Here is a 13891-nt window from a genome sequence, read left to right on the forward strand (position 1 = left end):
TGTGAATACGTCCCTGTACGCTCAACGGCGACGTCCTGTCGCCGATGGTCACTGGTGCGCCTGTGCTGGGAGTGGGTGCAAAACTTTGGCTTGGGGTGTTATTTGTGGCTAAACAAAACAGATCTGATTCAATTAATTTAAGCTTTGATTTGACCAAAGACGCGGCATTGCCGTCAAAGGTGTCGGTATTATTGATCGTTGTGTCATATAATTTTTCAGGCTGTTCAGGGTATTTCTGATCCTGAAAATATGCGCAGGCCAGAGTGAGCTATGAACAACCTGAATCGACTCGATCTCAATTTACTCAAAACCTTTGATGTACTGATGGATGAGCGCAGTGTCTCAAGAGCAGCGCTGCGATTATCAATTACTCAACCGGCGGTTAGCGGCATGTTAAACCGCCTGCGTGACGGATTTGGTGATCCCTTATTTATCCGGGCTCAACATGGCATGGTGCCAACCGAACGGGCGTTGCAGTTGTCGCAACCGGTGAAGCGTATTTTGCGCGAGCTGGATAATCTGGTTCAGCCTCAGGAGTTTCTGCCAGAAGAGGCAGACTTTACGATTGCGCTTGCAGGAACTGATTACTCACTTTCCACCATTATTGTGCCCTTGATTGAAAAGCTCAGCATCCTGGCTCCGAATATAAAGGTAGCCGCCGAATTTATTCGGGACGAGCTGGTTTATACGCGCATGGAAAGAGGGGATCTTGATATTGCATTTATGACCCCGGAAACGGCTCCTGAAGGTTTGCATGGACGCTCATTATTTAGTGAGCGTTATGTGTGTGTTTTATCAGAGACTCATCCATTAGCGTCATATGATGCGCTGTCGGTCGAGCAATTCTGCAGTGCTGATCATGCGATTGTCTCTTATCAGGGCGGTGCATTTTCCGGCGCTACGGATAGCATTCTCGACGAATCAGGCTATCGACGCCGGGTAACCGTTTCGGTTCCGAGTTTTCTGGTGTTGGTAGAACTTCTGAAACGAAGTCGGTTGCTGGCCGTAGTGCCTGAACGTTTGCTTGCAGATGTATCCGGCATCAAGGCTGTTGAATTGCCCTTTGTGGTGCCGGGATTCACCAAATATATGGTGTGGCACGAGCGCACCCATGCCAATCCGGCTCAGCAGTGGGTACGCAATCTGATAACTGAGAGTTTTCAGTTATAAGGCGGTGTAATAACTGCTATCAGCAATGGTCATTAGCGCCTCTGATACGGGATCCTTAGTATTACTCCCTGACGAGTTAACTCAATTCCCGTTAAGGAGATATCATGACTGACATTCAATGGCCCGAAGGTTTTGTTCCTGGTTTTACAGACAATTTCTGCTCTAACGAAGTGATCGCAACTGGTCTTTCTGTTGAGGACATTTGGCCACTGCTGAGCATCCCTGCTAATTGGCCAACCTATTACAAGAACTCTGCCAATACTCGATTTTACGACAACAAAGGGCCTCAGCTGGCTTTGGGTGATCGTTTCTATTTCGAGACGTTTGGCTTTCCGGTGGAATCGGAAGTGGTGGAGTATGTGGCCCCAGTAAACGGTCAGCCAGCGCGATTAGCCTGGCATGGGTGGTCTGGTGAAGGTGAACAAAGACTGGACGTGCACCATGCCTGGATTGTGGAGGAACTACCCGCCAACCGGGTTCGAATACTGACTCAGGAAACCCAGAACGGAAATCCGGCCAAAGAATTGGCTAAAACCCTGCCAAACCCAATGATTAATGGTCATCAGGAATGGTTGGATGGTCTGCTTGCTGCGGCTAAAAGCCAGTAAAGAGGGTGATGCTGATCCCTTTGTGTGAATAAAAGGGAGCAGAGCCGTTTTAATCCACAGGCACTCAGTAACGCGTCGCCTCTTAATTTTAAATCAGCCATCCTTGGCTAGGCGCCCCCGAACTTTCAACGGCGACAAATGCATCCATGCATAAGAGCCAGTTCGTCATCTGCCGGACAGGAGTCCCAATGCCGCGAAGGGCAGGACGCCCGCGAGCGGCCCTGGCTCACGTTCGCCGCATATCGCTTCGCGATGCTCCCCCTGTCGCCGATGGCCACTGGTGCGCCTGTGCTGGGAGTGGGTGTCTTCCTTTGGCTTCAGGTGTTAGAGGCTTGCTTTACTTAAGCTTGAGTACAGATTAGAGCTGAATTATCTTGTTGTTTCACAATGGATAGCTGAACCGGTTTGAGTTGTTTTAATAAGGACATTATGGGAATTACGAAAGCGATTTTTCTGCCGCTGTTGTGTGCGTTTGTGGTGCCAGTGTTGCCGGTTTGGTCTGCTGAGGATGCGACATGCTCCACAGCTGAGGTATGTTCGATAAAAGCACAGCTGCAAACACACCCTGATTACTTGCTTCTCAGAGATCTGGCTAGAAAAGGTCCCATGGGACGTGAAGCTGGTTCTCTGGTAACGGAATTGTTGGAGCATCCTGACTGGGTTCTCAGAGAGAATGCAGCCAGAGCACTTGGTTTTATTGACTATCCAGAGGCAATACCCAATTTAGGCAAGCTACTTAATAATTCATCCAATGCTGTATTAAGTTTGATAGCCGCTGAATCACTTGGTCGTATCGGAGACGGGCGTGCGATAGAGTTTCTTGAGCCAGTTGCAGAATCGCATTGGTTCCCGGCAGTGAGAAATGCAGCGAAAACAGCGATATTCAACATTGAAAATAATCGAATAAAAGGGGTCAGAGCCGTTTTATTTAATGTTCAGCCTTGGGATGCTTCCGCCAGCCCAACTGGCGACCCCTTTTCCCTGCATCCAAGCGTTTGCCCGTTAGCGCTACTATATCGTCGATGAAACGCTCGTTTCCCAATGCCAGGCCTTTGTTCGCTGCCTTGCGGATATCGTCCAAAAGCCGGACGTCGACATGACTTTTGAATAGTGCGCGGTACTGCTCTTGCCGTTTTGCCTCGTTATCCCCCAGCGTCAGGTACAACCTGTGGGGCGACAGTAGCTCGCTATTTCTACCCAGGCCATTGCATTGGTAACTCGACCAGCTGTAATCGGCAGGATCCGCCACCATACCCGCCCTGACCGGGTTCAATTCAATGTAACGGTAAAGTTGAAAAAGATAGCGGTCTTCTTGTACCAGACAGGAACGGAAACGCCCCTCCCATAAGGTGCCAGAACGATGATACCGCTTATTGAAATACATCACATACATCCGTCCCAGCGCCTGCATCATCTGCGAAATCCCGGTGCTGTTGACCGGCGTGCACAATAAATGGACGTGATTGGTCATCAGTACCCAAGCATGGATGTTCACCCCATACTTTTTGCTATAGTCCTTTAGCCAAGCCAGATAAGCCTTCATATCTTCTTCATTGGCAAAGATCACCTGCCGGTTATTGCCTCGCTGGATCACATGCACTGGCACGTCAGCGATCGATATCCTTGGCTTTCTCGGCATTTTTCAATCCCTGAAACGTTAAATGGCCCACAGCAAGCAGCATAGACCATTCGAATAAATGGGGTCAGAGCCGTTTTATTTCGAATAAATGGGGTCAGAGCCGTTTTATTTAATGTTCAGCCTTGGGATGCTTCCGCCAGCCCTACTGGCGGCCCCTTTTCCCTGCATCCAAGCGTTTGCTCGTTAGCGCTACTATATCGTCGATGAAACGCTCGTTTCCTAATGCCAGGCCTTTGTTTGTTGTTAAAGAGTGATATCGCAGATATTTATGACTCTAGCCCCTTGTTTGAATGAACATTTGGCCTCAGCATTTTCTCTGCGATAATTAACAAACGCCTGCGTGTTACAAATCTTTGTAGTTGCCCGAGTAGCCAGTTATTGCAGCCAGTGATGATGTAATTGCGATTTTTGTCTAGGGCATTTAGGGCAATACTTACCACGGCATCAGCCGACATTCTTTTGCCAACCGATGCCTCTTTAGCATTAACTACGTCGAAAAATGCCGTTTCCGTTGATCCTGGACACAGTGCCAAGACATGCACTCCGCGCTGTCTATTTTCAGCCCATAGTGCTTCGGAGAAGGCGAGGAGAAAGGCTTTAGTCGCACCATATATTGCCATATATGGATCTGGTTGCATTCCAGCGGTTGAAGCTACATTTATCACTGCGCCGTTGCCGCGCTTCAGCATCGCAGGGAGTAGCGCATGCGTCAGTTCTATCGGTACTAGGCAGTTAATGTAAACCTCTTCTTTTTGTCGTTTGAGTGAAATCTCATCGAAGACACCATAGGTGGCAAACCCGGCGTTGTTAATCAATAAATCAGGTGAAAGTGTCGCTTCATCAAGCTTTGCTACAATCTTGTTGCAAGCGTCAGCTTCTCCCAAATCCTGAATGATGATCATTGTCGTAATACTGTGTTTTTTTGTTAGCCTGTCAGCTAATGCTTCAAGTTTGGCCTGCGAGCGTGCGACTAAAATAAGTGATACGCCGCGAGCCGCAAGCTGTTCGGAAAAGGTGAGTCCTATTCCTGATGAAGCTCCGGTGATCAGCGCTATTTTTCCTGTGTAGTCAAAAGGTTTCATGCCTGTTTATCCTCTTTGGTATTATGTTTACAACAGGATAAACCGAGGACTTAGGTCCACGGTCAAGGGATTTTTGGCTCTACTTTTGAGAGGTTGAAATGCTAATTGGTGAATTATGTGCAAGAGCCGGATTACCCAAGGACACAGTGCGTTACTACGAACGTCAAGGTTTGCTTGATAAAATTCCGCAGCCCAACCTTAGTAATAACTATAAAGTCTATTCTGCAGTAGATTTACAGCGATTGAAGATGATTAAGCATGCCAAAATGCTTGGTTTTACGCTTAGTGAAATCGCAGATGTATTAACTGTGTGGATCGAGGACGAATTCAGTGTTGAGCAAAAACGTGCATGTCTCGAGCGTAAATTAGTACAAATTGAAGAGAAAGAGTTGGCATTGAAGGTGCTGCGTGCTGGCATTAACAATGCACTCGATAAAGTTGGTTTGCCGTGTGACGATGCTTTCTAAAGGCGTTGTTGAATAAAAAATGAAGAAAAATTAAGAAAAATGAAGAAAAATACAGGGTAAACATAACTTTTTGAACCGTATCTTCCTCGCCGTGCCGCTTGATTCTGGTCAAAGCCGCTCTCAGTCTTAAGCCTGGGGCGGCTCAATGTGGAGTTGAGCCGCCACTTATTGCTCCACTCATGAGCCAATCAGGCGCCATTCATGCTCCATCGATACGCGCCGTGTCTTGCCTGTGCTGATTTGCCTGTTGGGTGAGGGCTGTTTATTCGCTCAGGGCTGTTTGTTCGCTCAGGACTGTTTATTCGCTCAAGGCTGTCTATTCGCTCAAGGCTGTTTATTCGCTCAGGGCTGTCAGTTTACTGCCGAGTAGCTGGCTGCAAATGGCTTGGCGTATCCGGGGGGAGTTCGAATGAGCCACTTAACAAGTCGATGTTGATAGTTATGGTTAAATTCAAGGCTGTCCTAGCTGCTCTACCTAGCGCTTAGAGCTTCATACCCACCGCCAGCCGGTTAAAAGCATTCATCAAGGAGACTGCCAACGTCAGATCGGAAATCTCGACGTCGGAGAAGTGCGCTTTCAGAGGAGCGTACAGCTCGTCTGGCGCACCCTTCTCGCTGACGTAAGTGAGTACCTCGGCCCATGCAAGGGCAGCGCATTCACGAGCGTTAAACAGTTCGCTGACTCGCCAGCCTGCGAGGCAATCCAGCTTTTCTTGCGCCACCCCACACTCGCGCAGGGTCTGCGAATGCTTGCCCAGGCAAAATGAGCAGCCATTGATCTGCGAGACACGCAAATACACCAGTTCGAGTAATGGTAAGCCTAGCCGACTCTCGGCCAGCGCTGTGTTGGTGGCAAGCAGACCTTGATAGGCTGCAGGCGACAGAGATGAAAATGGCAGTCTGAGTTGGCTCATGGTGAAACTCCTGGGTAGAAAAAGTCATTAAGCGAAAACGAGGTTGTTGAACAGTGGCTCCGCTGACAATGCGATCCGGGCTTCTTCGACAGCGGCATGGACGACCTCTTCACCGAACACCAATCCCTGTAGATAGATGAACTGCAGGTCGAACAGGCCGAGGGTGTTAAACACCTGGCGCAGGTAAGGCGTTAGAAAATCGGGCTGGCGTGCCCGTTCGCCATGGTGAAAGCCGCCGGAACCCACCAATACATATACAGGTCGGTCCTTCAGCAGACCCACCTTGCCCTCTGGGCCGGAACTAAACGTCCGGTGAATACGCACGACATAGTCTATCCAGAGCTTAAGCGCGGCCGGAAGCGTGAAGTTGTGTATAGGAGTGGCAATGAGCAGGACATCGCTGCGATCCAACTCGTCGATCAGCCCTTCGGACACCTTGAACAGGGGTGAGTCGAATGGCGTGGTGGTGGTCAGAGCATGAGCATAGTCCATGCCCAGCGGTGGCAACGGATTCGCACCCAGATCGCGCTCAACCAGTTCGAGGTTTGGATAGCCTTGGCGCAGGGCGGTCACCAGTTCCAGTGCTAACAGGTTCGCATGGGAAACCTGCCCATGCGGGCTGGCATTGATCAACAGAACATTGTTCATGCCAGTTCCTCACCCTGAAGTTTCTGGGTGAAGTGCATACCACGGGCCAGCAACCCCTGACGAAAATAGAAGCGTTGGGCCAAGGGCTTATGCAGGCCGGTGTCCAAGACAAAGTGATCACATTGACGCTGCACAGCCTCATCACGCACTGCGCTCAACAGTCGTCCTCCCAAGCCGCTGCGTTGAAGATCCGGGCTCACGACCAGGTCATCGACGTAGATGAAACGTCCGTAGAGCAGGTTTTCCTGCTCGCGGTAACCCGCCAAGCCGACGATGCGGTCACCGTCCCACGCTGCGAGCAAACGGTAGTCTTGCTCGACCTGCCGAGCCAATTGCGCGACATAGACAGCCGAAGAGGTGATATGCGGCCGCAAGATACGCATTAGGTCGTAACTGGCCCCAAAGGCCTCTTCGCTATCGAGGTGTTGAAGTGTGTAAGGCATATCCGTCGTCTGCTAAAAAGAGATGGCCCACTTTAAAGCGGCGATGGCTTAAGCTGAAGGGCCAAAAAGTGCATAAATGACTAGGCCATGGGGACTCAAAATCGACGTTGAACGTCATGAGGCGCTATCACCCAAGGCGGCTCAATGTGGAGTTGAGCCGCCACTTATTGCTCCACTCATGAGTCAATCAGGCGCCATTCATGCTCCATCGATACGCGCCGTGTCCTGCCTGTGCGGACTTTCCCGTTTGTTGAGGACTGTTTATTCGCTCAGGGCTGTCTATTCGCTCAAGGCTGTCTGTTTACTGCCGAGTAGCTGGCTGCGAATGGCTTGGCGTATCCGGCTGTGAAGTTCGAAGACGCGGTTGATATCTTTGATATTCAGGGAGATGTTTTCCAGCATGACCAGATCCAGATGGTATTCGGGGTAGTGGAGTGACATGGACATATATCCAGGCAAGTAACCCGTGTGGCTGTACTCCACTATGCCATCGTCGCTGTTGATCCTGAGGCCATAGCCATAGCTCATATCCGGCCAGAGAAATTTAAATTTGATATGAGGGTGTGTCATGAGTTCATAGCTCTCTGGGCTGATAAGCTTTCCCGAGTGCAACTTATGCTGGAATGAGGCAAAAGTCGCTGCGGTTGCAATCAAGCCGCCGGCGGGGAGCAATGCTGCGTCAATGACCAGATCTGAAGGAGCCAGATTTGCCGAAGACAGGGCCGAAGGCGCCGGCACATCTGCTTCATCCAGGCCGACGGCGAGTGAAGCCAGTTTTCGTTGAAGGCTATCAAGACTGCCTGCTTGTGCATACAGTCCGTCTAGCTGGTTAGCCTGTGAAAATTGCGCAATCTGCTCGGCAAAGGGTAGTTGATTGACCTTTTCCAGTACCTGAGCCAACAGGGAATAGCCAAAGTTGGAGTATTCAAATCGACTCCCAGGGGCAAATTTATTGGCTTTGCCCAGTTCGTCGACGCCTGAGGTGTGGCTGAGAAGCTGATGCAGGGTAATTCTTTCATCATAGCGGTTGGGATTAAATGCAGTTGCACCTTGGTCCGCATTCGCCTCAATGCCATCGTCGAGCTTAGTTTTACCCGGTGTGGCATAGTCAAAGAGATAACTATTGAGTGAGCGACTCAAGTCGAGCTTGCCGGCGTCGACAGCCTGCAATATCAGGGTCGCTGTGATTTGTTTGGACAGGGATGCCATGACGAAGCTGGAATCTTTGCTGATCCCTTGGCCTTTTTGAAATTCGAGTAGGGGTGTGCCGTTCTCGAGCAAGATGACGCTGCCACTGAATGGCTGCAATGAATCATTTATCGCTGCTTTGATTGAGGCTTTGAGGTCTTGTGGTTTTGTGACCCTTTCAATGCTAGCTTTTTCTGGGGAGCTGCTGCTTTGTAACGCAGTGCTTGGTAACTTGGTGCTTGGTAACGAGGAGACATTGCCATAGCTATGACCGCTTGGTAATAACAAAAAACAGATCAGTACACTGGTGATTAGGCGAAGGCTCATGAGCTGTCCTTAACTTTATTCGCTATCGTGAAGGTAATTCTGTAAAGGTGCAAAGGGGCAAGCTTCTCGCACTCTATTCCGCGGGCAACCTATCTTTAGGGTTTGTAGTTGAATTGTAAAGGAAATTTTTCTCTAAAGCTGTGAGCGGTGAAACTGAGAATGAGCAGAACTTTCAGGGTGCAGCTGAACTATGGCTGTCGCACCCTCTTTCAAATCAACCGGGTCAATTTGAATTTTCCCTGTTCATTTACAGCAAAATCGCGGCCCGAAGGAGAGTCCATCGGGCCACTGACAGCTATTACTCGGCGACGCGTATCACCAGCTTGCCGAAGTTGTTACCCTGCAACAGGCCGATGAATGCCTCTGGGACCGACGCCAATCCGTCTGCTATATCTTCCCGATAGCGGATTTGACCCGATGCGATCCACGCCGCCATCTGGCGGTAAAATTCGGGGCGCTGATCGACGAATTCACGCTGAATAAAACCACGAATAAGCAGGCTGCGGCTGAGGACATCGCGCATGACGCCGTCCTTCGGTTCGGCGACGGGCGTGCTATCGATTTTGAAGTTTTCAAGTGTCGGTTTACCGTCAGGATGGCTTGCAAGAAGTATGCGTTGGTTACTTTCGTTCATGCTATGACCTTTCTACATCCCATTAAACAAAACGACCTTGGCTCGGCGACTATTGATAAGCCGCTAATTGCCGATTAATGCCGCGTCCACCGAACTCTATCACCTCAAATAATGTTCGGTCAGACCGAGTGAAAATATTATGAACAGCCAAAAATGAACATGAAAATTAATATGAATATCCATGATTAATCTAAGGTTTTAGCATTATTCTCTGTATCGGACTGGCTCGAAAAGAAACTGGACACCCGGCATCAATAGCTTGCCGTGGCAGCATACAAGGGCAACGGGACAGGCAGCTCTCAGGGAGCCATGCCTGTTCTGCCTTTTATTAAATGTGAAAAACGTGCGCGTTATTCTTGTTATATTTCAAAATTAGCAGTAAGGTCACACGGATAAACTAGGCTGATGATTTATGATAGGTTAGAGTCGTGAGCGTGCTCATTAATTTCCGGGCATGCGCCTTAGCGCCGAGCTACATTTTGATCTGTTTTATTTCACCAGCCAATACAGTTGCTTAACAATGTGCATTTTCAATGTTCCAATGAAGGGAACGCGCATGTACACTATACTGCTGTTATATTTTAAATTAGGAACCAAGAATGTTACATATTTCGAAATCTGTATTATCCTTCACCCTCTTAGTGTCTTCAACATCAGTGTTTGCTGATAGGATTAATGTTACGACAACTATAGATGCATTATACACATATTCAGAACAAGGTGCTTTTGATGGAGATGTAGCAATTAAAATATCTAATCCACCCGTTGGTTGTGAAGGTGGATTTTGGCTGAGGAGTGCAGATACAGCAGGGTATAAAAATATTACTTCTTTCTTGCTTTCAGCATATCATGCAAAATCAAAAGTTTCCTTAGGTGGTTTATCAAATGAAATATGGAAAGGGTCCGGTACAAATTACTGCCGTTTGGACCAAATATCATTAAATTAATATGTTAATTTATAGCGGGATTAACCATACAAGGGCAAAAACTGCGAGCTGTTCTTTTCGCTCCATTTTACCCCACTATTCTTAGCGTGGTAATTTTAGTGTTATTTCTAATCAAAGGATGTCGAGTGAAATACAAGATAATAGTCCCCACAATATTAACTTTAGGATTGATGTGTAATGTGGAAGCTGCCACGATATCTAATACTAATGTGTACTCAGTACAATCATATGCCAACGGAACTATCGGTATCGTAACAGACAAAAAACTACTAACCCCGCATCTTGTACAAGTACTGCTAAATATGTAATTTCAGGTACAGAGCAAGGTGTGAATTCAGTATTTAGTGTGTTTTTGACCGCAAAAGTATCTTCGAAAACTGTAACTATCTTTATTCATGATAGTTTATGCGCTTCAGGATACCCTATAATCACGAGTGTAGTTTTACTGTAAACATAACAAGTGACTGTGGTGTTCTGTCAAGCATACGAAAACGGGACAGACATCTCTCAGGGAGTGATGCCTGCCTTTCTATGCTGCGCGGTGTGAGTTTAATTCGTGCCTGGTGCTATTAGTTACAGGCGCACTTGGCGGATTGTTCGCAGGGCGGCGCCGCGGCGACGGCACAGACGCCACCTTTCTGACCCTGGGCGATACACCAGACATGGCAGTCGAAGGTATCAGGATGGCCAAGATCATCACTGTGGCTATGCAATTCATCCTTTCCCGGGTTGGATTCGACCAACAAGCCGCTGGGTAAGCAGGCTTCACCGAACATGCGACCGTTGGGCACGCCTTTTTCATCTGTGCCTATGTGGCAACCCGCGACACCCGGGGCAATCCCATCAGTGTCTTTCCACCAACTTCTTTGACCCTGAAGCCAATCGACGGGCTTAAATGCAAAGGTGCCTTTGGTGCCGGCCATTTCCCTGGCGCCGCTGGACGGTTCACCTATCTCGCCATGGGCGCGTACCTGACTTGCGAACAACAGGCAACAGGACACGAGTAAAACCAAGCCATTAATTTGTTTCATACTATCTCCTTATAGTCAGCGGGATTAAGCTTAGTCTCAGCGGCAGCTTCCGTCACTTTTTGTGCCCATGCCGAGCACCCACTGGCGATGAGGCGATCCTCTATGTGCCGTCTTTCTTTCGCTGGCCGCAGATTAATTCGCAATGGCTGGGTAAATTTGTCCTTTAGAGTGATGTGTACCGCGGTTGTTGCACACAGGAGAGCATTCAGCCCCGGGCTACTGCCGACAGCCTTTGAGGGCGCGACATAGAATATTGGGAACAGCTACCGCAAACGCCGCCACTACCCCTATAATTGGAATGAGAAACAACAGACTGGATTGCAAAGCATGCACTCCGGCGGTACGGATTAAAGCCAACTTGCTGGCACGGGGATACGCTTACGCTTATGTGGGCTTCTCCCGGCAGATACAGGGTTGACCTCAATGGATTATATGCGTGGATGACAAAAAATTTATGTTAAGTAGACTCCTCATTCTTTGTTTTATGTCGACATCGGTCTCAGCAGCTGTATCGGAAGATGGTAAGTTTGCTTCACTCATGGTGCAGGTTAATTTGACCAAATATGAACGTAAGAGTGGCTTATGTCATCAGCAGATGAGGAACTTTAAGCTTAGAGAAGAAGATAAAATACAACTTAAAGCTCTTCCTCATGAAGCCAGTGATGCTTTGGGTAAACTCCTTGATGATGCGCTTAATAGTTGCGCTCAACCAGAACTGTTTAATTTGTCAAAATCAATATTAGTACTGGAAGAGCAAAACAAACTTGATAATTCAACAGCCATAACCAGTCAGATAGAAGGGATCCGTAAACTTATTTTCTCAAAAAATATAATCGCGGAAGAACGTGCATATGATAACCTGCCAATAAGTCTAAAGGAAAAGTTGGAAAAAATTGAATTCTTAAAAAAGCCTTTCGATTTATTTGAGGTGATTGAACAGGCTTGGGATGCTCCCCAGTAAATAGTTAGAACAAGAGGTGTATTTTTTTGATTAAGTTAGCAATACAACAATTATTGCTAACCATTAAAATACGCCTATCAAGCTAAAACAGTACCGCGTGCACTGAAGCCGGCTACGCTCGGATGCTGCGGTGGCGCTACATGCTATAAATCAGCATTGGAGGCTCACTTGAGTCATCGCATCATCGAAGTCGTCGAGCATGATCCCGAATGGGCATCCAGGTTCGAGCAGGAAAAGCAGCTGTTACAAGCCGCCATAGGCGACTGTGCCCTCAAGATAGAGCATATAGGCAGTACGGCCGTCAGGGGGCTGGCTGCCAAGCCCGTGATCGATATCCTCATAGAGGTTGCCAACCTGGAGGAACTGGACCGCCACCAGGGGGCCATAGGATCCCTTGGTTATGTTGCACGGGGAGAGAATGGCATTGAGGGGCGTCGTTATTTTCAAAAAGGCGGGGAGCAACGCAGTCATCATCTCCATGCCTTCAGGCGTGGGGATGCGCATCTCATGCGCCACAGGGCCTTTCGAGACTATTTGATGGCACATCCTGATGTGGCCCAAGCGTATGGGACAATCAAACGAGTGGCTGCCATCGAATGTAAAAATGATATGACCGCCTATATGCAGCACAAGAATCGTTTTATTCAATATCACCAACAGCAAGCAATTGCATGCTATGACCCTATGGCTGGGGCGGATCTTTAACGCCGAATCCCTATGCGGAAAGCAGGTTTTATTTTTCAATAGATTGATAAATAATGAAAATGCCTTGATATCTTCATCTAATGCTCAGGAAAGGGCGCGGGGGAGTTCGATTAGGCTATGCTTCTCTTGAGCTGCAAACTGAGTGACACCAGGGGCAGCATTATCTCGGCAAGGTTTCTTCCTATGAGGCCTGCATAAGGATTTGGGCTAACCCGGTTTATGCCCGGCTGGCCCATAGATAACATTGAACTTTCAAGGATCCAGAAATGAGCATGCACTATAGAATCAACGTGACCAATAAGTCACCACAAATACAATCCTTCTTCTTCTTTCAGGCGCAGGGGCGCTATAAAGGCGATCCTACCGTCTATTCGAATTGCCTCTACCAGGCTTTACTACCACCCGGCCCTGGATCCGGTGCTGTACTCACGTTTGAGATAAATTCGCAGCCCTGCGCCGGAGCCCAAACACAAGTCAGCGCACCGACCCTGGGCCGCGCCTCCGGGAGTACTACAGCCTGTCAGCCGATTGATCTGGCCACAGCGTCGGGGGCCAACACCAATGACTGCACCTACCTGAGCGTCTCGCCACTGGGCTTAAGTACGCCAGAGCCGGCATCCGGGGTCCAAGCCGGGGCATTCCGTATCGTTGCGCCTGTCTATAATCCCAATAGTGTCGGCAATTTCAACATAGGCTTGGCAATGCAAGATACCGACGGCGGCCCGGCCATTATCTCGAACTTTGTGGTGGCACAACCTAATCAATCGATCGATTGTCAGCCTGTGTCGAGCTTCTACGTTCAGGTTGGCAATTATGCCCCGGGTCAAATATTCGACTTCGCCTCCGAGTCTATCTCAGCGGCAAGGTGCGACATGTCCATGGGGTATACCAGCTTCAATGTGGTCTACAATGTCGATGGCACTTGGGCAGTCATGCCCGCAAAGTAACCAACAGCCTTATCAGCTTACTCATGGTTCAACTTGCAGCCTGGTATCGATTCCCGATAGGCAAGTTGAGCCTGCGAGGCACTCGGTGCATGAATATTGGCGTGCAGCTCACTCGCTCCATCGACCTACCCCCCAGATTTAATACCGCCGCTGTGAGCCCCATTCCATGGCAGGTGCACG

Annotated in this window: 16 protein-coding genes; 8 read left to right on the plus strand and 8 right to left on the minus strand. The window is 48.8% G+C overall.

The features are described 5' to 3' along the window. Nucleotides 1-270: 270 nt before the first annotated feature. The 3 genes from LZP73_RS15625 (at nucleotide 271) to LZP73_RS15635 (ending at nucleotide 2804) form a co-directional block, all read left to right on the plus strand. Complete coding sequence (locus tag LZP73_RS15625) at nucleotides 271-1170, plus strand: LysR family transcriptional regulator (RefSeq protein ID WP_234235911.1); 900 nt, start codon at nucleotides 271-273, stop codon at nucleotides 1168-1170. A 104-nt stretch (nucleotides 1171-1274) separates the two neighbouring features. Next, nucleotides 1275-1778, plus strand: a complete 504-nt coding sequence (locus LZP73_RS15630) for an SRPBCC domain-containing protein (RefSeq protein ID WP_234235912.1) — start codon at nucleotides 1275-1277, stop codon at nucleotides 1776-1778. Nucleotides 1779-2207: 429 nt separating this feature from the next. Next, nucleotides 2208-2804 (plus strand): HEAT repeat domain-containing protein, encoded by a 597-nt coding sequence (locus LZP73_RS15635; RefSeq protein WP_234235913.1) that lies wholly within the window; start codon nucleotides 2208-2210, stop codon nucleotides 2802-2804. Here LZP73_RS15635 and LZP73_RS15640 read toward each other — a convergent pair. Together LZP73_RS15640 and LZP73_RS15645 are read right to left on the minus strand one after the other, a co-directional pair. After that, complete coding sequence (locus LZP73_RS15640; protein ID WP_234235914.1) at nucleotides 2707-3417, minus strand: transposase; 711 nt, start codon at nucleotides 3415-3417, stop codon at nucleotides 2707-2709. The two genes, LZP73_RS15635 and LZP73_RS15640, sit on opposite strands and share 98 nt — an antisense overlap. A gap of 266 nt (nucleotides 3418-3683) precedes the next feature. Next, the gene (locus LZP73_RS15645) at nucleotides 3684-4499 is read right to left on the minus strand and encodes an SDR family NAD(P)-dependent oxidoreductase (RefSeq protein WP_234235915.1); all 816 of its coding nucleotides are present in this window, start codon (nucleotides 4497-4499) and stop codon (nucleotides 3684-3686) included. Between the two features lie 98 nt (nucleotides 4500-4597). Between LZP73_RS15645 and LZP73_RS15650 the strand changes: the two genes are divergently transcribed. After that, nucleotides 4598-4966, plus strand: coding sequence for a MerR family transcriptional regulator (locus LZP73_RS15650; RefSeq protein ID WP_234235916.1), 369 nt, complete (start codon nucleotides 4598-4600; stop codon nucleotides 4964-4966). Nucleotides 4967-5448: 482 nt separating this feature from the next. Here LZP73_RS15650 and LZP73_RS15655 read toward each other — a convergent pair whose 3' ends face one another. The 5 genes from LZP73_RS15655 to LZP73_RS15675 form a co-directional block, all read right to left on the minus strand. Then, a complete protein-coding gene (locus LZP73_RS15655; protein ID WP_234235917.1) occupies nucleotides 5449-5880 on the minus strand; it encodes a carboxymuconolactone decarboxylase family protein in 432 nt (143 codons plus the stop codon). 27 nt (nucleotides 5881-5907) lie between these two features. Then, nucleotides 5908-6528, minus strand: a complete 621-nt coding sequence (locus tag LZP73_RS15660) for an FMN-dependent NADH-azoreductase (protein WP_234235918.1) — start codon at nucleotides 6526-6528, stop codon at nucleotides 5908-5910. After that, a complete protein-coding gene (locus LZP73_RS15665) occupies nucleotides 6525-6971 on the minus strand; it encodes a GNAT family N-acetyltransferase (protein WP_234235919.1) in 447 nt (148 codons plus the stop codon). The genes LZP73_RS15660 and LZP73_RS15665 overlap by 4 nt, the downstream gene beginning before the upstream one ends. 279 nt (nucleotides 6972-7250) lie before the next feature. Further along, a complete protein-coding gene (locus tag LZP73_RS15670) occupies nucleotides 7251-8486 on the minus strand; it encodes a serine hydrolase domain-containing protein (RefSeq protein ID WP_234235920.1) in 1236 nt (411 codons plus the stop codon). A gap of 298 nt (nucleotides 8487-8784) precedes the next feature. Beyond that, nucleotides 8785-9120, minus strand: a complete 336-nt coding sequence (locus LZP73_RS15675) for a hypothetical protein (RefSeq protein WP_234235921.1) — start codon at nucleotides 9118-9120, stop codon at nucleotides 8785-8787. Between the two features lie 599 nt (nucleotides 9121-9719). Between LZP73_RS15675 and LZP73_RS15680 the strand changes: the two genes are divergently transcribed. Continuing rightward, the gene (locus tag LZP73_RS15680) at nucleotides 9720-10067 is read left to right on the plus strand and encodes a hypothetical protein (RefSeq protein WP_234235922.1); all 348 of its coding nucleotides are present in this window, start codon (nucleotides 9720-9722) and stop codon (nucleotides 10065-10067) included. 569 nt (nucleotides 10068-10636) lie between these two features. Here LZP73_RS15680 and LZP73_RS15685 read toward each other — a convergent pair. Then, on the minus strand, nucleotides 10637-11098 hold the full coding sequence (locus tag LZP73_RS15685) for a hypothetical protein (protein WP_234235923.1): 462 nt from the start codon (nucleotides 11096-11098) through the stop codon (nucleotides 10637-10639). A 436-nt stretch (nucleotides 11099-11534) separates the two neighbouring features. Here LZP73_RS15685 and LZP73_RS15690 point away from each other — a divergent pair, with 436 nt between their 5' ends. From LZP73_RS15690 to LZP73_RS15700, 3 genes are all read left to right on the plus strand, one after another. Then, on the plus strand, nucleotides 11535-12059 hold the full coding sequence (locus LZP73_RS15690; RefSeq protein ID WP_234235924.1) for a hypothetical protein: 525 nt from the start codon (nucleotides 11535-11537) through the stop codon (nucleotides 12057-12059). 168 nt (nucleotides 12060-12227) lie between these two features. Further along, on the plus strand, nucleotides 12228-12764 hold the full coding sequence (locus LZP73_RS15695) for a GrpB family protein (protein WP_234235925.1): 537 nt from the start codon (nucleotides 12228-12230) through the stop codon (nucleotides 12762-12764). A 266-nt stretch (nucleotides 12765-13030) separates the two neighbouring features. After that, a complete protein-coding gene (locus LZP73_RS15700; RefSeq protein WP_234235926.1) occupies nucleotides 13031-13711 on the plus strand; it encodes a hypothetical protein in 681 nt (226 codons plus the stop codon). Nucleotides 13712-13891: the final 180 nt, after the last annotated feature.

Origin of the sequence: Shewanella sp. AS16 (assembly GCF_021412365.1) — a bacterium.
GTDB classification, from domain to species: Bacteria; Pseudomonadota; Gammaproteobacteria; order Enterobacterales; family Shewanellaceae; genus Shewanella; species Shewanella salipaludis.

Bases quoted from the DNA above. Each gene is read 5' to 3' on its own strand.
- LZP73_RS15625 (WP_234235911.1), top strand. From the start codon at position 271: ATGAACAACCTGAATCGACTCGATCTCAATTTACTCAAAACCTTTGAT.
- LZP73_RS15630 (WP_234235912.1), top strand. From the start codon at position 1,275: ATGACTGACATTCAATGGCCCGAAGGTTTTGTTCCTGGTTTTACAGAC.
- LZP73_RS15635 (WP_234235913.1), top strand. From the start codon at position 2,208: ATGGGAATTACGAAAGCGATTTTTCTGCCGCTGTTGTGTGCGTTTGTG.
- LZP73_RS15640 (WP_234235914.1), bottom strand. From the start codon at position 3,417: ATGCCGAGAAAGCCAAGGATATCGATCGCTGACGTGCCAGTGCATGTG.
- LZP73_RS15645 (WP_234235915.1), bottom strand. From the start codon at position 4,499: ATGAAACCTTTTGACTACACAGGAAAAATAGCGCTGATCACCGGAGCT.
- LZP73_RS15650 (WP_234235916.1), top strand. From the start codon at position 4,598: ATGCTAATTGGTGAATTATGTGCAAGAGCCGGATTACCCAAGGACACA.
- LZP73_RS15655 (WP_234235917.1), bottom strand. From the start codon at position 5,880: ATGAGCCAACTCAGACTGCCATTTTCATCTCTGTCGCCTGCAGCCTAT.
- LZP73_RS15660 (WP_234235918.1), bottom strand. From the start codon at position 6,528: ATGAACAATGTTCTGTTGATCAATGCCAGCCCGCATGGGCAGGTTTCC.
- LZP73_RS15665 (WP_234235919.1), bottom strand. From the start codon at position 6,971: ATGCCTTACACACTTCAACACCTCGATAGCGAAGAGGCCTTTGGGGCC.
- LZP73_RS15670 (WP_234235920.1), bottom strand. From the start codon at position 8,486: ATGAGCCTTCGCCTAATCACCAGTGTACTGATCTGTTTTTTGTTATTA.
- LZP73_RS15675 (WP_234235921.1), bottom strand. From the start codon at position 9,120: ATGAACGAAAGTAACCAACGCATACTTCTTGCAAGCCATCCTGACGGT.
- LZP73_RS15680 (WP_234235922.1), top strand. From the start codon at position 9,720: ATGTTACATATTTCGAAATCTGTATTATCCTTCACCCTCTTAGTGTCT.
- LZP73_RS15685 (WP_234235923.1), bottom strand. From the start codon at position 11,098: ATGAAACAAATTAATGGCTTGGTTTTACTCGTGTCCTGTTGCCTGTTG.
- LZP73_RS15700 (WP_234235926.1), top strand. From the start codon at position 13,031: ATGAGCATGCACTATAGAATCAACGTGACCAATAAGTCACCACAAATA.